The sequence below is a fragment of the Streptomyces beigongshangae genome, assembly GCF_019710745.1.
Lineage (GTDB): Bacteria > Actinomycetota > Actinomycetes > Streptomycetales > Streptomycetaceae > Streptomyces > Streptomyces beigongshangae.
The window spans coordinates 1-24787 of the sequence record NZ_JAHKJW010000070.1; the positions used below are offsets into that span (position 1 = coordinate 1).

14 protein-coding genes and 3 pseudogenes are annotated in these 24787 nt (G+C 74.2%); all 17 read right to left on the minus strand.

Annotated elements, in window-relative coordinates:
• The coding region (locus KM933_RS33745) for an MATE family efflux transporter (protein ID WP_430727404.1) at positions 1-1107 on the minus strand (1107 nt) is incomplete at its 3' end.
• A complete protein-coding gene (locus KM933_RS33750; protein WP_221359707.1) occupies positions 1104-2357 on the minus strand; it encodes a DUF4910 domain-containing protein in 1254 nt (417 codons plus the stop codon). The genes KM933_RS33745 and KM933_RS33750, both read right to left, overlap by 4 nt.
• A gap of 44 nt (positions 2358-2401) precedes the next feature.
• Complete coding sequence (locus KM933_RS33755) at positions 2402-3427, minus strand: NAD-dependent epimerase/dehydratase family protein (protein ID WP_221359660.1); 1026 nt, start codon at positions 3425-3427, stop codon at positions 2402-2404.
• A 69-nt stretch (positions 3428-3496) separates the two neighbouring features.
• Positions 3497-4138, minus strand: a pseudogene (locus tag KM933_RS33760) (PIG-L deacetylase family protein); the annotation flags it as partial.
• Positions 4135-4944, minus strand: coding sequence for a sugar phosphate nucleotidyltransferase (locus KM933_RS33765; RefSeq protein WP_221359662.1), 810 nt, complete (start codon positions 4942-4944; stop codon positions 4135-4137). The pseudogene KM933_RS33760 and the gene KM933_RS33765, both read right to left, overlap by 4 nt.
• A 28-nt stretch (positions 4945-4972) precedes the next feature.
• Complete coding sequence (locus KM933_RS33770) at positions 4973-6223, minus strand: class I SAM-dependent methyltransferase (RefSeq protein ID WP_221359664.1); 1251 nt, start codon at positions 6221-6223, stop codon at positions 4973-4975.
• Positions 6220-7491 carry a glycosyltransferase gene (locus KM933_RS33775; RefSeq protein WP_221359709.1) on the minus strand — a complete coding sequence of 424 codons (1272 nt, stop codon included), beginning with the start codon at positions 7489-7491 and terminating at the stop codon, positions 6220-6222. The genes KM933_RS33770 and KM933_RS33775 overlap by 4 nt, the downstream gene beginning before the upstream one ends.
• An 8-nt stretch (positions 7492-7499) precedes the next feature.
• Positions 7500-8816, minus strand: coding sequence for an O-antigen ligase domain-containing protein (locus KM933_RS33780; protein ID WP_221359666.1), 1317 nt, complete (start codon positions 8814-8816; stop codon positions 7500-7502).
• A 1-nt stretch (position 8817) separates the two neighbouring features.
• Positions 8818-10405 (minus strand): annotated as a pseudogene (locus KM933_RS33785) (right-handed parallel beta-helix repeat-containing protein).
• 13 nt (positions 10406-10418) lie between these two features.
• Entirely contained in the window at positions 10419-12425 is a 2007-nt protein-coding gene (locus KM933_RS33790) for a heparinase II/III family protein (RefSeq protein WP_221359668.1), read from the minus strand.
• Entirely contained in the window at positions 12422-14626 is a 2205-nt protein-coding gene (locus tag KM933_RS33795) for a bi-domain-containing oxidoreductase (protein WP_221359670.1), read from the minus strand. The genes KM933_RS33790 and KM933_RS33795 overlap by 4 nt, the downstream gene beginning before the upstream one ends.
• Before the next feature lie 54 nt (positions 14627-14680).
• Positions 14681-16609 (minus strand): asparagine synthase (glutamine-hydrolyzing), encoded by a 1929-nt coding sequence (asnB, locus tag KM933_RS33800; RefSeq protein ID WP_221359672.1) that lies wholly within the window; start codon positions 16607-16609, stop codon positions 14681-14683.
• 2 nt (positions 16610-16611) lie between these two features.
• Positions 16612-18174 carry a Wzz/FepE/Etk N-terminal domain-containing protein gene (locus KM933_RS33805; protein ID WP_221359674.1) on the minus strand — a complete coding sequence of 521 codons (1563 nt, stop codon included), beginning with the start codon at positions 18172-18174 and terminating at the stop codon, positions 16612-16614.
• A complete protein-coding gene (locus KM933_RS33810; RefSeq protein WP_221359676.1) occupies positions 18171-19538 on the minus strand; it encodes a Wzz/FepE/Etk N-terminal domain-containing protein in 1368 nt (455 codons plus the stop codon). The genes KM933_RS33805 and KM933_RS33810 overlap by 4 nt, the downstream gene beginning before the upstream one ends.
• Positions 19535-20814: pseudogene (locus tag KM933_RS33815) on the minus strand (glycosyltransferase family 4 protein). Before KM933_RS33815 ends, KM933_RS33810 begins: the two are co-directional and overlap by 4 nt.
• Entirely contained in the window at positions 20804-22120 is a 1317-nt protein-coding gene (locus tag KM933_RS33820; RefSeq protein WP_221359680.1) for a nucleotide sugar dehydrogenase, read from the minus strand. The pseudogene KM933_RS33815 and the gene KM933_RS33820 overlap by 11 nt, the downstream one beginning before the upstream one ends.
• 82 nt (positions 22121-22202) lie before the next feature.
• Positions 22203-23690 carry a sugar transferase gene (locus KM933_RS33825; protein ID WP_221359682.1) on the minus strand — a complete coding sequence of 496 codons (1488 nt, stop codon included), beginning with the start codon at positions 23688-23690 and terminating at the stop codon, positions 22203-22205.
• Positions 23691-24787 lie beyond the last annotated feature (1097 nt).

Below are 24787 nucleotides of genomic sequence, written 5' to 3' on the forward strand. Positions count from 1 at the left end.
GCGCAGGCTGCGCCGGGCCGCGGCGAGCGCGCGCAGCCCGGCCGCGGCCCCGCTGCCGAGCCCGGCGCCGGCGACGCCGAGCGTGGCCGGCACGATGAGCTCCGAGGCGGAGGTCCAGACGCCGCCGAGCACGAACTCGCCGGCCCGGTCCGGGAGCAGCAGCAGCGCCGCGCCCCAGAGCAGCGCGGCGACGGCCTGCCCGCCGCCGAGGAGGAGGCAGAACCTGCCCAGCCGGTGCGGGGCCCGCCGCAGCACCCGGGCCGCCTCCGCGACCGTGACCAGCGAGAGCCCCATCAGCAGGGCGAGGAACGGGCCGAGCAGGAGCTCCGCGCCCCGGACCGCGCCCACCGCGCCGACGCCGACGATCGCGCCGAGCCCGTACGCCCGCAGCTGACCGGCGCCGCTGAGGCTGACGTTCTCGACCAGGTACCGGTGGCCGAGGTCGCGCTGCTCGCGCAGCCAGCCCCGGGCCCGGGCCGGGCGGGGCCGGATGCCGGACTGCACGCAGCCGTACACCGCCGCCACCGCGGCGGAGGCGCCCCAGGCGAGCACGAAGGCGGCCACGGTGTCCACGCGGGCCGCCACCAGCATGGCCGGGACGAGCGCGACGCCCCACACGAGGTCGTTGAGGAACGCCTTGCGCCCGGCCCCGGCGGCGAAGAACGCGAACCGCCAGGCGTCCTGGAGCAGCAGCGCCGGCAGGACGACGCCGAGGCAGGTGAACGCGGGACCCACCCGGCCGCCGAGGCCGAGCCCGAACAGCAGGCACACCGCGCCGAGGGCCGTACCGACGCCGAGCGCGGCACCGGACGAACGGGCCGTCGCCGCACGCCAGGACGCCTCCGGCACCCCGCTGAAGCGCACCACGAGCGGATCGGTGGCCAGCCCGCGGGCGACGTTGAGCACCACGCCGTAGGTCAGCCAGGCCAGACTGAACACGCCGAACGCGGACAGCCCCAGGGAGCGTGCCACGTAGAGGCCCACCGCGAAGTTGGTCATGCTGGAGGCCGCCTGGTCGGCCAGTCCCCAGGACAGCCGGCCGACGACGCCCCGCCCGGCGGCCGGCGGGGCCGTGCCCTTCTCCTCCCTGGCGGCCATCGGCGTCATGCCTTGATCAGCCCGGCGCCGTGCAGGGCGTCGGCCGCGGCGGCGACGGCGTCGAACGGCAGCCCGGACCGCTCGGCGACGTCCAGCAGACCGTGCTCGCCGTCGGAGAGGCTGAGCACCCAGAGCATGGCCAGCTGGGCCTGCTTGGTGTCGCTGCGTCCGCCGAGCGCGTCGTACAGCCCCCGCCGCCCCAGCTGCGGCTCGCCGTAGGGGCTGAGGTTGGTGTACCGGCGGTTGCGGTCGAGGACGGCGAACGCCTCGCGGCAGACGGCGAGCGTGTCCGCCATCGCGTCCGGGGAGACGAAGTCCGGGTCGTCCCCCGAGGTGTGGTACTCGGGGTACCCGGCGTACGGGGTCCGGCTGAGCGAGCCCACGCCCAGGTCGAACCCGGGCGAGCAGTACTGCCGCTCGTCGTAGCCGTACGGGGTGAACTCGTTGATCGTGTGCGGGCGTCCGGAGGCGGTGAGCACGTACCGCAGCACCCGGTCGATCTCCGCGTCGCCGCGCCTGCTCCGCTTGTACGTCAGGTCGCCGCGGTCACCCGCGCAGGCCAGCACGAGCCCGTGCCTGACCCGGTCGATCCGCTCCGCGTTGCGGGCGAGCCAGGTGATCGCGCCGATGGTGCCGGGCGCGAAGATGAACCGGTAGGTGTGGTACGGGGTCGTCCGCGCCAGCTCCCGGGCCAGGAAGACCGCCACCGCGACGCCGGCCAGGTTGTCGTTGGCCAGCGACGGGTGGCAGACGTGGCAGGAGACGATCACCTCGTCGGGGACCCGCCCGGGGACCACGTGCTCGGCGTAGGTGAGGTGGCCGTCGGCCAGGGTGGAGTCGATGCGCACCTCGTACTCGCCGTCGGGCAGCGCGTCCAGGGTGTCCTGGGCCAGGCAGAACCCCCAGTCCGGCTTGTAGTAGCTGGTGCGGTACGGCACCAGGGACGGCTGCTCCGGCAGGGTGTGCAGGTGCGCGCGCAGCTCGGAGAGCGGCATGGTCCGCGCCACCGGCAGGCTGTAGCCGAGCACGTGCAGGCTGGACGCGCGGAAGTCGACGACCCGGTGGCCGGCGGCGTCGGCGACGTACGCGTCCCGGATGTTCCACTCCTGCGGCACCGTCCAGTCGAGCACCTGCGTCCCGGTCGGCACCTCGTGCACCCGCAGGGGGAGGTACTCGCCGACGATGTCCAGGGTGGCGCGCACCCCGTCGCCGGTGATGCTGCGGCACAGCGGGTACAGCCGCTCCACCAGCGCGTGCATCTCCTCGCCGGTGCCCTCCTCCGCCCCCGCGGTCGCCTCCGTGGTCACCGGCGCCACCGCAGGGTGCCGTCGACGGCGCCGGTTTCGGACGCCGACCGGAGCACGGCCAGCCGGGTGAAGCGCCCCTCGAAGTCCTCCCGGGTCAGCCCGTGCTCCCGGTAGGCGTCGGCGAGTTCGAGCGCGCCCCGCTTCACGGTCCACTCGCAGTCGAAGCCGGGGACCGCGGCGCGGAACCGGGAGAAGTCCACCCGGTAGGAGCGCGGATCGGCGCCGCTCTCCCCGGTGATCCTCACCTTCGCGCCGGACACCGCCTCGGCGACCTGCTCGGCTATCTCGGCGACCGTGACGTTGTTGGTCTCGCTGCCGATGTTGAACGCCCGGTCGTGCACCGCCTCCCGCGGCGCGTCCAGCGCGGCCGTGAAGGCGCGGGCGATGTCGGCGGCGTGCACCAGGGGCCGCCAGGGGGTGCCGTCGGAGAGCACCAGGACCTCGCCGGACAGCAGCGCGTGGCCGACCAGGTTGTTCAGCACGATGTCGGCGCGCAGCCGGGGCGAGTACCCGAAGGCGGTGGCGTTGCGCAGGTACACCGGGCTGAAGTCCCCGTCGGCCAGGGCGTGCAGGTCGTCCTCCACCCGTACCTTGGACTCCGCGTACGGTGTCACCGGGCGCAGCGGGGCGTCCTCGGCCACCAGGCCGCCCCCGCCGGTGGCGCCGTAGACCGAGCAGGTGGACGCGTACAGGAAGCGCCGCACCCCGGCGTCGCGGGCGAGGCGGGCCAGCCGTACGGACGCGTGGTGGTTGATGTCGTAGGTGAGTTCCGGCGCCAGCGAGCCCAGCGGGTCGTTGGACAGCGCGGCCAGGTGGATCACCGCGTCCACCCCGGCCACGTGCTCGGGCGTGACGTCCCGCAGGTCCACCCGGTGCCCCGGCGGGTCCGCGGGCACCGGGCCCAGGACGCAGCCGGCGAACAGGCCGGCGTCGAGACCGACGACCTCGTGCCCGGCGGCCGCGAGGACCGGGGCCATCACGGTGCCCAGATAGCCCTGGTGCCCGGTCAGCAGTACGCGCACAGCTCATTCCCCCAGTTCGGACGTGCTCGGTTCAGAAGTGCCCGGTCCGGACGTGCCCGGTCCGGGCGTGCCCAGGTCGAGCGTGAGTTTGGTGACGGCGAACGCCTCGGCGTAGCGCGCGTGGCATTCGATGCCGCGGATCCGCGCGAGCCCGAGGAACGCCTCCCGGTCGTACCAGGGCCGGTGCCGCTGCGAAGGGTAGTGCTCCTGCAGCAGCCGCACCTTGCGTTCGGCGGTCTGCGCCGACAGCGGCTGGTACGCGGCCATGCGGCCGAGGTCGCCGTCCCACTTGACGATCTCGTAGCCGAGCACGAGGTGGTCGCGGAACGCGGTGGACACCAGCTTCGCCAGGCCGCGGTGGTCCTGGTGCGCGTCGTCGGTGCGCGGGGCGAGGACGAGATCCGGTTCGGTGGCCGCGCGCAGCTCCTCGACCGCGGCCTTGGCCTCGTCCCAGTGCGCGGGCAGCCGGCCGTCCGGCAGTTTGTGCACGGTCAGCCGCAGGTCGGCGCCCGGGCAGAAGGCGCTGAGCGCGGCCTGCTCCTCCTGCTCCCGTTCGCCGCCGCCGCCGGAGAGCACGAGCGCGTCGACGCGCACACCGGGCCGGGCGAGGCACATCGACAGCAGCGTGCCGCCCGCGCCGATCGCGATGTCGTCGCAGTGCGCGCCCACCGCGACGATCCGGTCCAGGCGTTCGGCCCCGAGCCGGATCACGCGGTCACCGCTCCGGTAGCCGCCCGCACGCCGTCCTGTTCCCACACGGCCCACGGCCGCTCGCCCCGGGCGTAGGACCCGTCGAGCGCGGCCCGTTCCTTCACGGTGTCGGTCGGCTTCCAGAAGCCGCGGTGCTGGTACGCCACCAGCCGCCCCTGCTTGGCCAGTTGCCCGCAGCCGTCGGCGACCAGGTCCCCGCCCTCCGGGATGTGGTCGAAGACCTCCTGGCGGAGCACGAAGTAGCCGCCGTTCTCCCACAACGGCAGTTCGCTCACCGCGGTGATGCCCCCCACCAGGCCGTCGTCGCCCAGGTCCACGCAGTGGAACGAGGACTGCGGCGGCACCACCATCATCGACGCGCCCGCGTCGCGCCGGGCGAACCGGTCGATCATCTGCGGCAGCGGGGCGTCGGTGAGCACGTCGGCGTAGTTGGCGAGGAACATCTCGTCGCCGTCCAGGTGGTGCCGCACCCGGCGCAGCCGCTCCCCGATGGGGGACTCGATGCCGGTCTGCGCGAACGTGATCGTCCAGTCGGCGATGTCGGTGGACAGCAGCTCGGTCCGCCCGCCGCGCAGCACGAAGTCGTTGGACGTCGTCTCCTCGTAGTTGAGGAAGAAGTCCTTGATGTGGTGGGCCCCGTAGCCGAGGCACAGGATGAACTCGGTGTGCCCGAAGTGCGCGTAGTAGCGCATGACGTGCCAGATCAGCGGCCGCGGGCCGACCATCGCCATGGGCTTGGGCACGTCGTCGGACGTCCCGCTGCGCATGCGCAGCCCGTAACCGCCGCAGAACAGTACGACCTTCATGCTGCGACCTCTTTCACGACAACCTCTTTCACGACGTGGCCTCGACGATGCTGAGTTCCGGGACGGGGAAGACCAGCCGGCCGCCCCACTCGTGCACGAAGGACAGCTGCTCGACCAGCTCGTCCCGCAGGTTCCAGGGCAGGACCAGCACGTAGTCCGGCCGGTCGGCGCCGATCTGCTCGGGCGGCAGGATCGGGATGCGGGTGCCCGGGGTGAACCTGCCGTGCTTGTAGGGATTGCGGTCGACCGTGTACGGGAGCAGGTCGGGCCGGATGCCGCAGTGGTTGAGCAGGGTGTTGCCCTTGCCCGGGGCGCCGTAGCCGACGACCGTCTCACCGCGCTCGGCCGCCTCGATCAGGAACCTGAGGAGGTCCCGGCGCACCTTGGCCACCCGGGCGGAGAACTCGGTGTACCCCGACAGCTCCTGCAGCCCGGCGGCCTTCTCCCGGGCCAGCACGTCGGCGACCCGGCGGCTCGGCTCGCCCGCCGCCCCGTCCGGCCGGGCCCACAGCCGGATCGAGCCGCCGTGCGTGGGCAGCAGCTCCACGTCCACGAGCGTGAGCCCGCCGCTCGCCAGCGCCCGGATCGCCGACGCGACCGTGTAGTACTGGAAGTGCTCGTGGTAGATCGTGTCGTACTGGTTCTCCTCGATGAGGGTCAGCAGGTGCTGCACCTCGACGGACACCCAGCCGTCGTCGGCGACCAGGGCGCGCAGCCCCCGGGTGAACCCGGCCACGTCGGGGATGTGCGCGTACACGTTGTTGGCCACGACCAGGTCGGCCGGACCGTGCTCGGCGCGCACGGCCGCGCCGGTGTCCGGGGTCAGGAACTCGGTGAGGGTGGGCACCCCCGCCTCCCGCGCGGCGGCGCCGACGTTCACCGACGGCTCGACGCCCAGGCAGCGGATCCCGCGCTCCACCAGGTGCTTCAGCAGGTACCCGTCGTTGCTCGCGACCTCCACCACGAAGGCGTCCTTCTCCTTCGCGTCGAGACCCAGCCGCCGTACGGAGTCGGCGACGAAGGTGCGCGCGTGCTCCACCCAGGAGGTCGAGAAGGACGAGAAGTACGCGTACTCGCCGAACGTCTCCTCCGGGGTGATCAGCGCGGGGAGCTGCGCGAGCCAGCAGTCGGTGCAGACCCGCAGGTGCAGCGGGTACGTCGGCTCGGGCCGGTCCAGCTGGTCCGCGGCGAGGAAGCTCTCGCACGGCGGAGTCGCCCCGAGGTCGACGACGCTCGCCGTCGCCGCCGAGCCGCAGAGTCGGCATCGTGATCGTGTCATCCGGTCCCCCCATCTCTGCTCGCGCGGATGTCCCGCCGCGAGCCGGTGTGTGCGTCCTGCGCCTGCGGCGGGCCGTCCCCGCCGGCCCGGCCCGCGATCGCGGCGCGGTACCCCTCCACCAGGCGCTCCAGCCCGACGGCCGGGCTGAACCCCTGTTCGTAACGGCGCCGGGCCGCCCGCCCCATCTCCCTGTTGAGCGCCGGACCGGCCGTGATCCGGCGCAGGCAGGACGCGAGCGAGGCGGACTCGCCCGGCCGGTGCAGCAGTCCGGTCACCCCGTCCTCGACGAGCTCGGTGAAGGCGCCGTGACCGGCGGCGACGGCCGGGACCCCCGCCGCCATCGCCTCCACGACCACCAGGCCGAACGCCTCCAGCCACGTCGAGGGGGCCACCACGGCGACCGAGCGCGCGACGGCCCGCCGGCACTGCCCGGGGTCGTACAGGCCGGCGTACCGCACGTCGTCCCGGCCCGCCGCCCACGCGGTCACCTCCCGCTCCAGCGGCCCCGCGCCGGCGATCACGAGCGGCACCCCCACACCGCCGCCCGCGGCGATCTCGTCCCACGCCGCCATGAGCTGCCGTACGCCCTTGGTCTCCGCGAGCCGGCCGAGGTAGAGCAGGTGCTCGCCGTCGCCCGAGCGGCGGACGTCCGGTTCGGGGACGAAGTTGTGCTTGACCGCCAGCCGTTCGGCGGGCATCCCGGCGGCCACCAGGACGTCGCGCTGCGCCGCGGAGATGCAGAAGAACCGCTCCACGCCCGACCACCAGCGCCGCCGGTTGACCGACAGGCCGACCGCGAGCGGCACCGTCGCCAGCCGGGAGCCGCGGTAGCAGCCGTGCCGGACGGCGGGCAGCGGCGTGGAGCCGACGCACTCGGTGCACGGCCGGCCGTCCCGCTGCAGCGTGCCGGGCGGGCAGACCTGGGTGTAGTTGTGCAGCGTGGCGACGGCGGGCACGTCCGCGTCGGCGCAGGCGGCCAGGACCGCGGGGGACAGCAGCGGGAAGACGTTGTGGACGTGCACCACGTCCGGCCGCCCGGCCCGGAGCCGGGCGGCGAGCTCCGTGCGGACCGCCGGGTTCCACGGCACGAGGAACGGCACCGCGGCCTTGCCCGGCAGGGACCGGGCGGCGATGTCGTCGCTGCGCCGCTCGAAGACCTCGACCCGGTGGCCGGCCGCGCGCAGCAGCTCCACCTCCTGGTCGACGACCTTGTTCTCCCCGCTCGGCTGTGCCGAGGCGTACCGGTTGTGCACCACGAGGACGTGCATGCGTGAGGTCATCTCCGATCCTGGGCCCACCGCGGGACACGTCGTCGCGGGACTGCGGGCGTCGGCAGGGGCGTGGCGGCGGGTGCCGCCAGCAGCGAGGCGGCCACGGCCAGGTGCAGCAGGTACGGCGAGGCGTCGCCCAGACCGGCCTCGGTGTACGACGCGATCGCGCAGTAGCTGATCAGGAAGATCGCGCAGGCCCTCGCCAGCGACGGCGGCCGCAGCAGCGCGATGCCGCCCAGCACCGCGAAGACCGCCGCCACCAGGGTCACGCCGGTCCAGCCCTGCTCGTGGTAGACGGCCAGCCAGCTGTTGTCGATGGGCAGCCCGCCGAACGACTTGTCGCCCAGGCCCACGCCGAACAGCTTCTCCGTCATGGTCCGGTCCTCGGCGAGCAGGGCGTCCCAGACCTTGGCCCGGCCGGTGAGACTGCTGAGGTGCTCCTGGCTCTGCCCGCGCAGGAACCACGCCCGCAGCGCGGGGGCGAACCCCACCGCGGCCACCACGGCGCACAGCACCGTCCAGGTGAAGAACCGGCGGGCGGCGGCGCTGGTCAGGACGAGCGAGCCGATCGCCAGCGCCAGCCCGATGAGCAGGCCGAGCGTGGCCGTGCGGGTATGGGTCAGCAGGAGCAGGACGAGGGAGAGCGCGATCACCACCGACGCGCTGGTCCGGTCGGTCCGGCGGCCCAGTACGAGCAGCACGGTGAGCCCGATGATCACCGCGGCGTACTGCCCGATCTGCGGCGGGGTGAGCGGCCACAGCGCGCCGACCAGCCGTCCGCCGTAGAGCTCGGGCATGGCCGCGCCGGGGGAGAGGACCGCGCCGGCGGCGACCGAGACGAGCACCGCGAAGTACATCCGGACGTGGTGCCGGACGAAGGTCGTGCCGCCGTTCCACCAGCGGCTGAGCAGCCACAGCGTGGCGATGAAGAGAGTCAGCCGGGCGCAGCGGAACAGCGCGCCGAACCCCGACTGCAACTGCAGGCTGGAGATCAGGCTCGGCACCAGCAGCAGGGTGAGCAGGAGCAGGAAGGCGCTGGGCCGCACCCGCAGCCGCAGATTGAGCGCGAGGGCCAGCGTGAACGCGGCGACCAGCGCGCCCATGGTGACCAGCTGGATGAGGGAGCGGGGCAGCGGGACGACGGTCTTCGCCCCGGCGGAGCCGAGCGTGTTGAGGACCAGCAGTCCCCAGACGACCCCGACGAGCTTCGGGGTGCCTGCGGTGGGGTGTGGTCCGGCGCCGGACTGCGTACTCGCCGTACCCGCCGTGCCTGCCGTGCTTTCTCCGTCCGGCGGTCCGCCGCGCCGCAGGTCCTGGGCCATCTCAGCCACCCGCCCGCGGGTCGAGGGTGCTGCCCGCGTCCTGCCGGTAGGGCGCGCCCTGCCACTGCCCGAAGTCGAGCACCCGGCTCGGGTCGTGGGCGACGAACTGCCACGGCCCGACGTAGACGTTGTCGTGCCAGCGGTTGTGCTGCCTGAGGGTGATCGCCTCGGCCACCCGCTCGCCCTTGTNGGTTGTGCTGCCTGAGGGTGATCGCCTCGGCCACCCGCTCGCCCTTGTACGGCGACCACTTCGGATAGGTGCCGTAGTTGGCCAGCACCGCCATGCGGTCGCACTTCGCCGTGCACTCGACGACGGACTTGTCCAGCACGAAGCGGTTGGCGTGGATGTCCACCCGCTGGGTCTTCCACCGGCAGTCGGCGTGCAGCGGCGCGGTGGCGATCCCCGGCCGGACGCAGCGGCCGGTGTCCGGCACCAGCAGCGTGCAGTCACCGGAGGAGGTGTTGGCCGGGCTGTTGCAGAACCGGTCGGCGTTCTCCCACAGGGTGATCCCGGACCAGTTGTCCTCCAGTACGTTCCGGTAGATCTCGATCCTGTCCGTGCGGGCCCGCACCCGCGGTTCGCCGCCCGACTCGGACAGGTAGACGGTCGCGAACGGGAAGGTGTCGCCGCGCTCGGCGTACCTGCGGCCCTCGACCCAGTTGTTCCGCCGGATCATGTTGTTCCGGACGACCGCGTTGTAGCTGGTCTCGTACATCAGCGCGGCACCGTCGTTGGCTTCGAGCAGATTGCCCTCGATGCGGAAGTCGTTGTTGTTGGTGTCCGCCCACAGCCCGGTCCCGCGGTTGTCGTGCACCCAGTTGCCGCGGACGTCGGCGCCGTCGACGGCCCAGAACTTGACGCCCCCGGTGCAGCCGCAGCCCGGCCGCCGCCGCTCCCAGTCGCCGGTGTTGTTGCCGGTGATCTCGTTGCCCTCGACGACCAGGTCGCGCAGCCGGCCGGTGCCCTTGTAGGCGTTGAGGCCGTACTGGCCGTTGCCGCGCAGACAGCTGGCGCGGATCCGCTGGCGGGCGCCGGCCATCAGCCCGGCGCCGGAGTTGTGCTGGATCGTCGTGTGCTCGATCACCCACCCGTCGGCCGAGTCGTGGTTGACCACGCCCTCGTCGTGCGGCGCGACGAACCGCTGCACGGTCAGATGGCGGACGGTGACGTCGGGGGCGCCGCCGCCGAACGCGTACTGGTTGGTCCGCCGGCCGTCGAGGACCGCGCCCGGCGCGCCGAGGTAGCGGTTCCCCTTCTTGGGGACGACCTGCGCGTAACGGTCCGGTGCGAGCCGGTGCCTGCCCGGACGGAGCCAGAACGTGGTGCCCGCGGGGCTGCTCCTGGTCTTCGCGGCCAGGTCGCCGACCACCCCGGGGTCGACCGTCACCGCGCCCGCCGGCGCCTTCGCCGGCCCGGCCGCGGGCCTGTCGCACACCCGGGCCACGGACCGGACGGGGGAGGCGGAGGGCGCACCGGTCGCGGAGGCGCCGGTCCGCTCCGCCGGGTCGTCCGGCGTGCCCACACAGCCTGCCGTCAGCAGGGCCAGCGCCGCCACCGGCAGCGCCCGCTTGCGCCACTTCGTCCCCACGCGTCCTCCCTCCCTAGTCCCGGAACCCGAGCACGGTGGTGAACTCCCGCGCGCCGCCCGCGAACCCGGTGCCGACGAGCGCCGTGGCGGGTTCCCTGCGTCCGAAGCCGGGGGAGTACCAGCCCAGCGGCGGGTCGCTCTCGCCGCGGTGCGCCCGCCAGTCCAGCTGTCCGGGCAGGTCGAGCACCGCCGAGCGGCCCCGGCCGTCGCGGGTCCAGGTGAGCACGGCCCGGTTCCCCGCCAGGTCCGCGGTGACCGCCGGCCCGAGGTGGAACGCCAGCCGCGCGGCCCGGCGCGGGCCGCGCACCTCGTCCACCACGCGCAGCTCCCGGCGCGCGGCGGTCAGCTCCACCCGGCGGCGGTGCACGGAGCCCCGGTAGCCGTCGTGCTCGGCGCACCAGCGGGCCGTGCCCCCGCCGGAGGCGTCGCAGCCGTCCGCGGCCAGGACCCGGCTGCGGGCGTGCCGGGTCCACAGGAACGGGCCGCCGGAGACGGACTGGTCGCCGCCGTCCAGCTCCAGGGTGTTGTGGCCGAGGGTCGAGCGGAAGTACCGCCGCCACTCGGGCTGCCCGTGGTAGCAGAACGTCCCCGGGTCGGCGAGCACGTCGACCCCGTCGTGCCGGACCTCCACGGACAGCGCGTCCGCGTGGGCGTGCGCGGCGATGGACAGGAAGCCGTGCGGGCCCCCGTCGCAGCGGCACCAGATCCCGTCCGGGCCGCGCAGGACGGTCAGCCCCGCGTCGGCGAAGTGGTCCGGCCGGCTTGCCGGGCGGACCACGGCCGGCGCCGTCACCTCTCTCGGGTCCCTCGGGGCCCTGGAGTCCCCGGGGTCCCTCGGGTACGGCCGCAGCAGCGCGGCCAGCAGCGGGGTGCGCACATCGGTGCCGGTCACCGCCGGCCACCAGGGGAGCCGGCCGAACACGGCGTCCCCGGTGGCCAGCAGCGAGGCCCAGCGGTCGCTGCCCGTGCCGTCCACGACCAGACCGTGCCCGTCGTCCGCGTCCCCCTGGCGCGGCGGCCGCAGCCGGTCGTCCACGACGGCCGCGAGCGCGTCGGTCATCCGCAGCAGCACCAGCCGGGCCGACGGGGGGACCGGCACACCGGCGGCGTCCGCCTCCGCCACCGCCGCCAGACCGAGTTCGAGGACGAGCCCGTGGTACTCCGTGGCCAGCTCGCGGTTGAGACCGGAGCCGAAGGTGTTGGTGCGCAGGCGCCGGTCGAGGGACCGCAGTGCGTCGGCCCGCCAGCGCGCCGAGGCGGGGAACCAGCCGAACGCGCAGGCCGCGGCCAGCTGCCCGGCGGCCTCCGCGACGGCGTGGTTGTTCGCCGAGGACCCCCGGCTGGGGAAGGCGGCCAGCCAGCGCTGGTGGTGCCAGATCTGGTCCAGCGCCACGGGGTCGTCCTCGAACAGCGCGGGCGCGCCCGGCCAGCCGTCGAGCAGCCGGCGGACCCAGACCCACGACAGCAGCCGGATGCCCAGCTCGATGCCGCTGGTCCAGTGCACACCGCGCAGCGGCGGGTTGGCCGCCCACCACGACCGCAGGTGCGCGGCCACCCGCTCGGCGTACCGCTCGTTCCCGGTGACCGCGTAGGCGGCGGCGAGCACGGTGAGGTACTGGTGCCGCGACGGCTCCCAGATCTGCTTGATGTCCCCGACCGCGTCCTCGTCCCGGTACGGCACGTCGAAGGCGTGGACCGCCGGGGCCCGGCGCCCGGTCCTCGGGTCGCGGAACCAGTCCGGGTCGGCCAGGTCGTCGCGCGCCACCCCGAAGTACTCGGCGTGCCCGTCCATCAGCCGGTCCGCCGCGGCGACGAGACGTTTCGCGGCGTCCGGCGGCACCGCGGCGAGCGTCCCGGCGGGCAGCGCCGCGGTGAACCGGGCACCGGTCACGGCCGGGCGGTCCGGCGGCTGCGACCGCCAGCGCCGTCTGCGCAGCGCGTCGACCGTCCGGCCGCCGACCTCCCGCGGTCCCATCCGGGACAGCCGCCGCAGGTACCAGCCCGCGGTGGTGAGGGTCATCGCGGCCCCGCCAGCGTCACCGGCGCGCCGTGGGCCAGGCCGGTCCGCACGGCGAGGGTGGCCGCCGTGGTGGCGGCCAGCGACTCCAGCGGCACCGGCATCGGCCCGCCGGTGCGCACGGCCCTGACGAACGCGGCCAGCTCGGCGGACTGGCCCTTGTCCCGGGCCCTGGGCAGCCGCGAGCTGCCCCACCGCCGACGGCTGCCGTCGTGGACGGAGGCACGGACGAAATCGTCCAGCCGCAGGACCTTGCCGTCCGCGACGAGGTCCAGGGTCTCCTTGGGGAAGCCGGGCGCGCCGGTGGTGACGTAGCTGATGGTGGCCGTGGACCCGTCCGGGTAGCGCAGCACGACCTGGAGGTCCTCGTTGCCGGGCGTGGCGAGCGCGTACACCGAGACCGGGTCGGCCCCGAGCAGCCAGTTCGCCGTGTCGATGAAGTGCCCGCCCTCGCCGATGAACCGCGAGCCCTCGGTGTTCTGCTGGAGGTACCAGCTGCCGTGCGCCAGCCGGCCCGCGTTGACCAGGTAGCGCAGGCTCGCCGGGCCGGTCCGGGCGCCGAACCGCTCGCGGGCCTCCCGCAGCAGCGGCGCGAAGCGGCGGTTGAAGCCCACCTGGAGCCGGTCGTTGCCGGACTCCTCCACCGTCGCGAGCACACCGGCCAGCTCGTCCTCGGTGAGCGCCAGCGGCTTCTCCACGAACACCGCCTTGCCGGCCAGCAGGGCCCTGCGGGTCAGTTCGGCGTGCGAGCTGTGCCGGGTGACCACGAACACCGCGTCGACGGACGGGTCGCCGAGCACGGCGTCGAGATCGGTGGTCGCCGCCGTGAAGCCGAACTTGCGCTTCGCGTTGGCCGCGGACAGCGCCGTCGTGGTGACGACCGCGGACAGTTCGACGCCCTCACGCCGTGCCAGGTGCGGCAGCAGCATCGACGTCGCGTAGTTCCCCGCGCCGACGAACGCCAGCCGCACCGGCGACCCGGCGGGCCGGGCCGGGGCGGACGGTTCGCCACCACGGCGCACCGCGGGCACGGCCACCGCCGGGGCCTCCGCCCGCGCCCCCGTCCCCGTGTCCGCCGTGGGTCCGGGGTACCGGAACAGCGCGGTGACGGCCTTCAGTTCGCCGTCCTTCAGGCGCCGGTACGTCTCGACGGCGTCGTCGAAGTCGGCGACGTGGGAGACCAGGGGCTCCACGTCGACGCTCCCGCGGGCGAGGAGGTCGAGGAAGCACGCCAGGTTGCGGCGCTCGGTCCAGCGCACGTAGCCGATCGGGTAGTCCCGCCCCTCCAGCTCGTACTCCGGGTCGTAGCGCCCGGGGCCGTAACTGCGGGAGAACCGGACGTCGAGCTCCTTCTCGTAGTACGCGTTCCACGGCAGGTCCAGCCGGCACTTGCCGATGTCGACGACCCGGCCGCGGTCCCGGCTCAGCCGGGCCGCCAGCTCGACGGGCTGATTGCTGCCGCCGCCCGCCGCCAGGTACACCTGGTCCACGCCGTGGCCGCCGGTGAGCTCGGCGACGGCGCCCTCCACGACCGCGGACCCCGGGTCGCCGCAGGCCACCGCGCCCAGCCGCACGGCCAGTTCGCAGCGCGCCGGGTCGGGGTCGGCCCCGACGACGCGGACCCCCGAGGCGGTCAGCAGCTGCACCACCAGCTGGCCGATCAGCCCGAGACCGACGACCAGGGCCACCTCGCCGAGCTGCGGCTCGCCCTGGCGGACGCCCTGCAGCGCGATCGACCCGACGGTGCCGAAGGCCGCGTGCCGCGGCGCGAGACCGTCCGGCACCGGGGTGTACAGGTTCTTCGGCACCCAGTTCAGCTCGGCGTGCAGCGCGTGCTCGTTGCCCGCGCAGGCCACCAGGTCGCCCACCTTCACGTCGTCGACGCCGGCGCCGACCTGCTCGACCACCCCGCACAGCGAGTAGCCCAGCGGCGTGTAGGAGTCCAGCTTGCCCATCACCTTGCGGTAGGTGGCGGGCACCCCGTTGGCGGTCACGCTCTGCATGACCTTGGCCACCTGGTCGGGCCGGGAGCGGGCCTTGCCCAGCATCGACATGCCGGCCTCGGACACCTTCATGAGCTCGGTCCCGGTGGAGATCAGCGAGTAGGCGGTGCGGACCAGCACCCCGCCCGGCTTGCACCCCGGCACCGGCACGTCGAGCACCGCCAGCTCGCCGCTCCTGTAGTTCTGCACAACCTGTTTCACCCGAAGTCCTCTTGTCTCTGCTGTCTCTACGCCGTCAGGGCTGTCTCCGCGCCGTCAGGCCGCCCGGCTCCGGCCGGAGCCGGAGACCGCGTCGCGGTACCAGTACTCGAGGGTCAGCACATGCCACAGATGCTTGGAGAAGTCCCGCCGCCCGGCGGCGTCGTCGGCGACCATCCGGGCCAGCGCGTCGCGGCGCAGCAGCCCGGCACCGACGAGCACGCCGTCGTGCACCACCTCGCGCACCAGCGGGGCCAGGTCCCGGCTCATCCAGGCCCGCAGCGGGGCGCTGAACAGGCCCTTGGGCCGGTACACGATCTCCCGCGGCAGCACGGAGGCGGCCGCCTCCTTGAGGACGGCCTTGCCCTGCCGCCCGGCGATCTTGCGATCGCCGGGCACGGCGAACGCCGCCCTGACCACCTCGACGTCCACGTACGGCACCCGCACCTCGGTCGACGCGGCCATGCTCGACCGGTCGGTGTAGGCGAGGTTCAGCCCCGGCAGGAACATCCGGGCGTCGGCCAGGCACATGCGGTTGACGAAGTCGTCGAGGTCGTTGTCCCGGTACACGTCCGCGTGCTCGGTCAGCACGTCCCCGACCGTCCCCGCCAGGTCCGGGTCCACCAGGGCGAGCAACTCGTCCCGGTCGTACATGGTGTAGCTGCGCCGGAACGCGGTCTCCTCCGGCAGGTCGGCGAAGGACAGGAACCGCTTCGCGAAGCGCACCGACCGGTACCCCCGGCGGGACGTGGCGACCGGCAGCCGGTCCACGGCCGCGGACACGCCGCGCCGCAGCGGCCGCGGGACGCGCTGGTAGCGCAGCGCGAGCAGGTTGGCCAGGTGCTTGCGGTAGCCGGCGAACAGCTCGTCGGCGCCCATCCCCGAGAGCATCACCTTGACCCCGGCCTCCCGGGCGGCCGAGGAGATCAGGAACGTGTTGATCGCGGCCGGGTCGCCGATGGGCTCGTCCAGGTGGTACGTCATCCGCGGCAGCAGGTCCAGCACGTCCGGGGCGATCTCGATCTCGTGCAGGTCGACCCCGTACCGCTCCGCCACCTGCCGGGCATGGCGCAGGTCGTCCGGCATCGCCTCGAACCTGGCGTCCTCGGCGCGGAACCCGATCGTGTAGGCGGAGATCCCGGGCCGGTCGCGGGCCGCCAGCGCGGTCAGGTAGCTGGAGTCGAGACCGCCGGAGAGGAAGGTCGCCACCGGTACGTCGGAGAGCAGGTGGAGCCGGGTCGACTCCTCGACGGCGGCGGCCACGTCCGGCAGGTCACCGCTGCGGGCCCGCTCCCGGCCCTCGGCGGCGACCTCCCTCAGGTCCCAGAACCGGCCGCGCTCCGTGCGGCCGTCGGCCCGGTACCGCAGCCAGGTCCCCGGCGGCAGCTTCTCCGCCTCGCGGAACGCGCAGCGCGAGTCCGGCACCCAGTAGTACAGCAGCGAGGCCACCAGCGCCGCATGGTCCACCTGCAGCGATCCGCCGCTCACGGCGGCGAGCGCCTTGAGCTCGGAGGCGAACATCAGGCCCCCGCCGCGCCGCAGCAGGAACAAGGGCTTGATGCCGAGCTGGTCGCGGGCGAGCACCAGGTCACCGGTCCGCTCGTCGAAGACCGCGAACGCGAACATGCCGCGCAGCCGGGGCAGGCACTCCGTGCCCCAGCGCCGCCATGCCTCCAGCAGCACCTCCGTGTCGGAGGTGCCGCGGAAGCGCGCCCCGGCGGCCGCCAGTTCGGCCCGCAGCTCGGGCGCGTTGTACAGCTCCCCGTTGTACGTGAGGGCGAGACCGCCCGAGACCATCGGCTGGGCGCCGGTCCCGGACAGGTCGATGACGGCCAGCCGGCGGTGCCCGAGGTGCACCTCGCCGTCACCGGCGGGGTGGCTGTACCGGCCAGCCCCGTCCGGGCCGCGGTGGGCGAGGACGTCGGTGAGCCGGTCGGTCACGGCCTTCCCGTCCGGCCACCGGTAGGTGCCTGCGATGCCACACATGTCTAGCGTGCCTCCTGGTCGCTGTCCGGGCCCCGTCCGGCCCGTACCGGTGGCCGCTCCGTGCGCGGCCGGTCCTCCCCCACCGCCTGGACGGCGTGGGGGGTCCCCCCACCGCCCTGCGGGGCCGGCCGTGCGTGGTGGCCGCGCAGCGCGATGTGCTGCCCGTCCCACAGCGTGCCGTCGGTCCGGTCACGCGGATCGGGGTCGATCAGCACCACACCGATCACCGCGATGCGCTGGTCCGCGAGCTGCCGCGCCACGGTGTGCAGCCACGCGGCGCTGCCGTGCCCGGCCCGCACGACGAGCACGGTCCGGCTGCCGAGGTACGGCAGGTCGGTCCACGTCGTGCCGGGCGCCACCGAGCCGACGCCGAGCCGGCGCGTGTGCCGCGGCACGGCCGCGGCGCGCTCGCCGCCGACCACGGTCGTGCCCTGCGGCAGCTCGCGGCCGCCCGCGAGTTCCTGCCCGGGCAGGGCGTCGATGACCACCACCGGTTCCTCCGCCGCCAGGACCCGGGCGACCTCCAGGGCGATCACGCCCGTGCCGCGCGCACAGCCCAGTTCCAGCAGCGACACCGGTTCCGCGGAGCCGCGCACCGTACGGGCCAGGGTCGCGGTGAGCCGTTCGCGTGCCGCCCGGGTCCGCCGGCGCCGCCACAGGCCGACCGGCCTGTGGGGCGAGCGGCTCAGCTCCGCGACGACCGATGCGCCCAGGTTCGCCGCGATCTCCCGGCGCAGCACGGGCCGGTCCGCCACCACCGTGCCGACCGCGGCCAGCACGAGCCCGAGGACCAGCCCCAGGACCAGCCCGATCGCGGCGTCGGTGGCGGCGGTCCTGGGCAGGGAGTGCCGCACCGCGCGCGGCGCGTCCACGATCTGCGTGCCCGCGACGAGCCGGGGCGTGCCGGTGCGCGCGTCCGCGGCGCGCTGGTCGAAGTCGGCGATCCGCGAGTTGAGCAGGGCCCGGCGGGCGAAGAGCGATTCGAGGCTCGCCGACGCGTCGGGGTCACCCTCCGGCGACCGGTCCCCGATCGCCTCGTTGACCTCGGAGAGTTCGTCCCGCATGCGGTCACGCTGGGCGAGCAGGGCCTCGGCCTCGGCCTGCGCGATCTCCCGCATCCGCCGCACGTGGTCCGCGACGAACGCGTCGGCCAGCGCCTTGGCGCGGGCCACCGCCTGCGCGTCGTCCTCGCCCGACACCTCTATCAGCAGCAGGTTGTTGGTCAGGCCGGCACCGCGGTAGTCCTGCATGAAGTCCTCGGGCTTCTCCGGGGACCCGAGGGAGCGCAGGGCCGCGCCGGCGATCCGGGTGGTCCCCAGCAGCGCGACGTCGGTGCGGATCAGCGTTCCGGTGTCGTTCGCCTGGTCCTCCTGGTGCGCGACCAGCACGGTGGCCGTCGCGGTCGGCGGTGGCGGCAGCAGGACCGCCACCGCCGCGCCGAGCAGCATTCCGAGCAGTGCCAGGGAGCACCAGAGGCGGCGGCGCCTGCGCACCGCCACCACCAGCGCGTGCAGGTCCAGCAGCGGAACGGTCGCCGAGGGCTCCGGCGTCGTGTCCGTCGTCACACCGAACCCCCCGTCGTGCGGCCGCGGACGGCGAGCGCCGCGGGTCCGTCCTCCGCCGGCCGGCCGGCGGACGGCGCCGGACGGATCCGGACCGTGCCGGCGACGACGACGCCGACGACCTCGTGCCCGCCGTCCGCGCACGCCTCGGCGATGCCGGCGAGCTCGGCCGCGGTCCGGCTGCCCGTGCCGAGCACGACCAGGGCGCCGGACTCCGTGCCGCGGTCCGGCACCATCGGCCGGGACACCGGGACCTCCACCACCCGCAGCAGCGGATCGCTCCCGGCCTCGGCGACGAGCTGTCCGGCGGCCCGGCGGGCGGTCTCGTCACCGTCCGGTACGACGACCAGCAGCCGCCGGGGGGCCGGCAGCCGGTTCCGCAGGCGGGCGCACACCCGCCGGTAGCGGATCCGCCGGCCGGCCTCGTCGCCGGAGGGCTGCCGGGCCGGTACGTCCCACGGGGTGTCGACGCCCAGCAGCCGGCGGATCCGGGCCCGCGGGCCACGGCCGCCCGGCCGGTGCGCGGCCGGCTCACCCGGTACGTCGACGGTGCCCACCAGCGCCGAGCCCAGCGCCGCGGCGATCTCCGTCCCGGTGCGCAGCCGGCGGTCCATCCGCGCGGCGGCGAGATGGCCGACGACCGTGAGCAGGAGGAACAGCAGCGCCCCGCCGGCGACGAGCTGCGTTCTCGTCGGCGGCGCCTCACCGGCGGGCCGGGCCGCCGGGCCCATGACGACCATGCCGGCCTTGCTGGTCGCCGAGTCGGCCTCGTCCAGTTTCTGCATGGCCTCCTCCAGCGCGGTGCGCAGGTTCGCGAGCGCGGTGCGGGCCTGCACGCTCTCCACGGTCCGTCCCGGGTCGGCCGTCTCGGCCAGGTCGCTGATGCGGCGGTTGGTCTCCACCACCTGCTGCCGCAGTGCCTCGGGTCCCGTGGCCGCCCCGGTGTCGGTGCCGTCGCCCGCGATCCGCGCGGCGAACGTGACGAACTGCTGGGCCAGCTGGTCGGAGAGCCGCTGCGCGCGCCCGGGGCTCTCGGCCGTGCCCGAGATCTTGATGATGTTCCCGTCGGCGGCCGCGGCGCTCACCCGGCCCTGCAGCTCGCGGCCGTCGACGCCCTTCCAGTGGAGCGCGGCGGCCGCGCGGTCGACCACCACCGAACTGGTCACGATCTCCGCCTGGGTCAGCAGCTCGCGCTCCTCCCACTGCCCCGGCAGCAGGACCGACGCCGACGCCGTGTACCGCGGCGGGAACACCAGGGAGGTGCCGTAGCCGACGAGCGCCCCCACCACGGCGAGGAGGACGAGCAGCCGCCGGCGCCGGCGGAGGATCCGCCCGATCGTGACCAGGCGTATCGTGTCATCGCTCAACGGTGCGGCCTCCTCCCTGTGCGGGAGGGCTGCTCGCCGGGACCGGGGCGCGGCCGCGGCACGCGGCGGCGTAGGCGTCGAGCAGCGATCGCTGGGAGTTCCGCCAGGAGAGCCGGCCGTTGATCCGCTCCTGGCCGATCCTGCCCATCTCGGCCCGCTTCAGCGGATCGTCGAGGAGCCGCGCGACGAGCCCGGCGAACGCGGCCTCGTCGTTGGCCGGCGCGTAGACGGCCGCGTCACCGGCGGAGACCCGGGCCTCGCGGAGGTCGAAGGAGACGATCGGCCGGCCCATGGCCATGTACTCCAGGACCTTGTTCATGGTCGACACGTCGTTGAGCGGATTGCGCGGGTCGGGGGAGAGGCACACGTCGGCGGTGGACAGATAGCGCACCAGGTCGGCGTCCGGGACGCGCCCGGTGAACTGCACCTGCCCGGAGAGCCCGAGCCGCCGGGACAGCTCCACCATCGCGTCGAAGGCGTCGCCGGAGCCGACGAACACCGCGTGCCAGTCGGTCCGCCCGAGCTCGTCGCGCAGCTTCGCGAGGGCCCGCAAGGCGTAGTCGACGCCGTCCTGCGGGCCCATGACGCCCAGGTAGCACAGCAGATGGGGCTTGCCGCGCTTCAGTTCCGGCTCCGGCGGCACCGGCCGGAACCGGTCGGTCTGCGGCGCGCTGCGCACCACGAAGACGTCCGCCGGCCGCCGGCCGCCACGGCGCACCGCGACGTCCCGGTAGCTCTCGTTCGTGGCGAGCACGACGTCCGCGGCCCGGTACGTCATCCGTTCCAGCGCGCACACGGCGCGGTGGAGCAGGTCCTCGCCGCGGCCGAACCGGGAGAGGTACAGCTCGGGCACCAGGTCGTGCTGGTCGAAGACGAACCGCGCGCCGCGCCGCTTCAGCCACAGCGCGGGCAGGAACAGCAGGTCGGGCGGGTTGCAGGCGTGGACCACGTCGACCGGGCCGACCCTGCGGGCCAGCCGGGCCGTGTGCCACAGCGCCGATCCGTACTCCCGCAGGTAGCCGGCCGGACCCCCGGTGGCCGCGCGCAGCGGGTAGCGGTGGATCCGCACCCCGTCGACCACCGCTTCCGGCTCCGTGTCCCGCTTGCTCCCGCGGGGGCAGATGACGTGCACCTCCCAGCCCGCGTCGCGCAGCGTCGTGCACTCCTGCCACACCCGCCGGTCGAACGGCACCGACAGGTTCTCCACCAGGATCAGCGCGCGCCGGCCCGCCCGGCCGCCGCCGGCTGTTCCGTCGAACGACGTGTCACCAGGCAAGGCCCACGTACCCCGGCTCGGTCCGGCGCGCGTCGGCGTCGGGAAGGTGGACGAGGTCGACGATCACCGGTTCCCCGCCGTGGGGCAGCGCGGCCAGCACGGCGGGCTCCCTGGTGCCGACCAGGCACACCTCGGCGTGTTCGAGCACCTCGCCGACGGAGTCCGCGAGCAGGTGCGCGAGGTGCGGCAACCGGGTCTCGATGTACTCGCGGTTCGCGCCCAGCAGCCGGGACAGGCTCACGTTGGCGTCGTAGATCTTCAGGTCGTACCCCTTGCCGAAGAGCCGCTCCGCCAGTTCGACGAGCGGGCTCTCGCGGAGGTCGTCGGTGCCGGGCTTGAAGGACAGCCCGAACATCCCCACCCGGCGCTTCCCGGTGCGCTCGACCAGCTCCACCGCGCGTTCCAGATGAGCGGAGTTGGAAGGCAGCACGTGGGACAGGATGGGCACCGAGACGTCGGCCCGCTGCGCCGCGTGGACCAGGCTGCGCAGGTCCTTGGGCAGGCAGGAGCCGCCGAAGGCGAAGCCCGGCCGCAGGTAGGCGGGGCTGATGTTCAGTTTGCGGTCGGCCAGGAACACGTCCATCACCTGGTGCGAGTCCACCCCGAGCGCCCGGCACACCGCGCCCAGCTCGTTCGCGAAGCCGATCTTGAGGCCGTGGAACGCGTTGTCGGCGTACTTGATCGCCTCGGCCGTCGGGACCGGCACCCGGAACACCTCCCCGGGCAGGTCCTCGTAGAGCGCCGCCACCGCGTCGCCGCTCGCCCGGTCGAGTTCGCCGATGACGGTCTTGGGCGGGTCGAAGAAGTCCCGCACGCTCGTGCCCTCGCGCAGGAACTCCGGGTTGACCGCGACTCCGACGTCCACCCCGGCCGTGCCGCCGACGTACTTCTCCAGGATCGGCACCAGCAGGTTCAGGCAGGTGCCCGGGAGCATGGTGGAGCGGAACACCACGGTGTGCCGTCCGCCCCGCTCGGCCAGCGCGGCACCGATCTGCTCGGTGACCCGTTCCAGGTACGTGGTGCACAGACTGCCGTTGGGCTCCGACGGTGTGCCCACGCAGACCAGCGACACCTCGCTGCCCGCGATCGCCTCACGGACGTCGTCGGTGGCGCGTAACGCCCCGGTCCGCACGACCTCGGCGACGAGTTCGCCGATCCGCTCCTCGACCACCGGGGCCCTGCCGTCGTTGACCAGGTCGACCTTCACCCGGTTCACGTCCACCCCGATGACCTCGTGGCCCATGCTGGCCAGGCACGCGGCCGACACGCAGCCCACGTAGCCGAGCCCGAAAACGCTGACTCTCATGACTCGTCCCTCCCCCCGGGCAGGCCCTGCCGGCCCGCGTCGCGTACGCCGGCCGCCCGGTCGGGCCGCCGCTCCCCGTGCATCAGTAGGCCCCCTGCCCGTGGAGCACCGCACGCAGCGTCTTCCACAGGATCACCGTGTCCAGGGCGAGCGACCAGTCCTCCACGTACCGCAGGTCCAGCCGGACCGCCTCCTCCCAGGGCAGGTCGCTGCGTCCGCTGATCTGCCACAGGCCGGTGAGCCCGGGCTTGACCAGCAGCCGCCGCCTGATGTCCGGGCCGTACGCGGCGGACTCCTCCGGCAGCGGAGGCCGCGGGCCGACGAGCGACATCGATCCGGTGAGCACGTTGAACAGCTGCGGGAGCTCGTCGATCGAGTACCTGCGCAGCGCCGCTCCCACCCGGGTCACCCGTGGGTCCCGGCGGAGCTTGAACAGCAGCCCGGCGCCCTCGTTGAGGCCGGCCAGCTCCGCACGTGCCCGGTCGGCCCCGACGACCATGGTGCGGAACTTGAAGATGGTGAACTCGTGGCCGTCCTTGCCGACCCTGCGCTGGCGGTAGAACGCCCCGCCCGGGCTGTCCACCACCACGAGCAGCGCGACGAGCGCCATCAGCGGTGCCAGCAGCAGCAGGAGGACCGCCGCGCCCAGCCGGTCGACGACCCCCTTGACGGCCCGGCGGCCCCCGGTGAAGGTCGGCATGCTGACCCGCAGCAGCGGGATCCCGAGCACCGCGTCGACGTGCAGCCGCGGGCCGGCCACCTCCATCAGCACGGGCGCCACGACCATCTCGGCGTCACTGCCCTCCAGGTTCCAGGCCAGTCGCTGCAGCCGGTCCGGCGACCAGTGCGGGTCCGGTGTGACGGCGACGACGCGGTAGCCGTCGCGGCGGACGTGACCCGCGACGTCCGTCAGCCGGCCGACGACCGGTACCCCGTCCAGGTGGCCGCCCTCCGGTCCGGGGCCGTCCGTCGTGCACACCGCGTCCACCCGCCAGCCCAGGTGCGGGAACTTGCGGGCCCGGGTGATCAGGTCGCGCAGGGTGTCCGGGCTGCCGGCGGCGAGCACCGGTCTCAGGCACCGGCCCTCCTTGCGCTCCCTGTGCAGCCTGAGACGCAGCAGATACCGGGCGGTCATGGTGACGACCGCGACCGCCGGGATCGCGACGAAGATCCAGAGCTTGATGTTGCGTGAGGTGAGGGCGATCCCGCCGAGGGCCAGGACGACGGCCGCGGTGAACAGCGAGCGTCCGAGCCGGCGGAACTCCTCGGCGCCCTGGCCGAGCACGGCCGGGGCCCAGGACCGGCTCACCGCGAGCGCCCCCAGCACCAGCAGTTCGGTGCCGAAGGCGAGGATCACCCATTTCTCGTGCCAGTTGGCGGCGTCCCGGGCCCCGAAGAAGTTGCCGATCGCCGCCACCACGACGGCGGTGGTCACCGTGTCGGTGATGATCACCGTACGTCGGTACCGCTGTTCCCAGTCGTTCGCGGACCGGTCGACCGTCCCGTTCGTCCCGTTCGCCGGACGCCCGCGCGCCGGCGGAAACGGGCTGACTAAATCCTCCCGCTGCACAAATCCCCCCAGGCCGCCAGTGGTTCGACGCACTCGCCCAACACCGTTCCTCCCCCCGGGAGGCCCCCGCCCCCCGCACTGTTCCTCCCCCGGGAGGCCCCCGCCCCCCGCGCCGCGCTGTTCCGTCCCCTCGGGAGGCCCCCGCCTCCCGCGCATGGCACGTCGGCCGTGCAGATGTTCTGCCGGGCTTTCGAGGTGCGCGGAGGCCCGTCGGAACCCCGGATGCTCCCCGCATCCGAGTGCCCCTCCCGGGCTCCAGGAACTGATTACCGCGCCCGGTGCGAGGGCGCGACTACTGGCTGTTCACAACGCCAGCCCTTTTGATCATTATTTGTCGCCATGTGTCCGAACAGCTGAAGCACGGTCAATCTAGACCATCGGAACCGGTATGTAGAGAGGATGTGTGCAATTTGCGGTCAAGCTTTGAGACAGCTTTCACCGATCGCCGACCGCCCAGGAGGACGGTGCGAAGGAGACGTACCTTGTGACCCGTGATGCCGGAGTTTTCCGACGGGTCGACACCCACCTCGCGGGGAACTTCCGGCACCGGTGCGGTGCGGTGCGGTGCGATGCGGTGCGGTCCGGGGGCCCGGCAGCCGTACGGCCCGCCTTCGGGGCCCGGCAGCCGTACGGCGACCCCGTGATGCGGGCCGCCGGGGTCCGCCCGCTCCGTCTCCGGGCGCCGCATCCGCGCGCCGTGGGCGGCGGCACGCGGAACTCCGGCTTCCGCCTCAGGGGTGCGCAGGTCGGCCGGTACACCGCCGAACGGCGGTCCGGCGCACGGCCGGTGGGTCCCGGCCCGCCGGAGCGCCGTCCGGCCGGAGGGGCCGGCCGTGTGCTCCGGGAGGATCCGGCCGGAACTGTTCGCCGGACCGGAGGCGCGGGACGCCGGCCCCTCCCTGCGCGGTCCGCCCGCACGCTGCGGATCCCCGTCCGCCCGCTGCCGATCCCCGCCCGCCCGCTGTCGTGGCACCGGGTGGCGCAGACCACGTACGCCTCACTGCCGCCGTACGTCCATGAGTCGTGCGCAAGATCCGTACGGTCGCCCCGGGCGGTGGCCCGGCGGCCGAGCCCTGCGGGAGCCGTGCCGCGCCGCG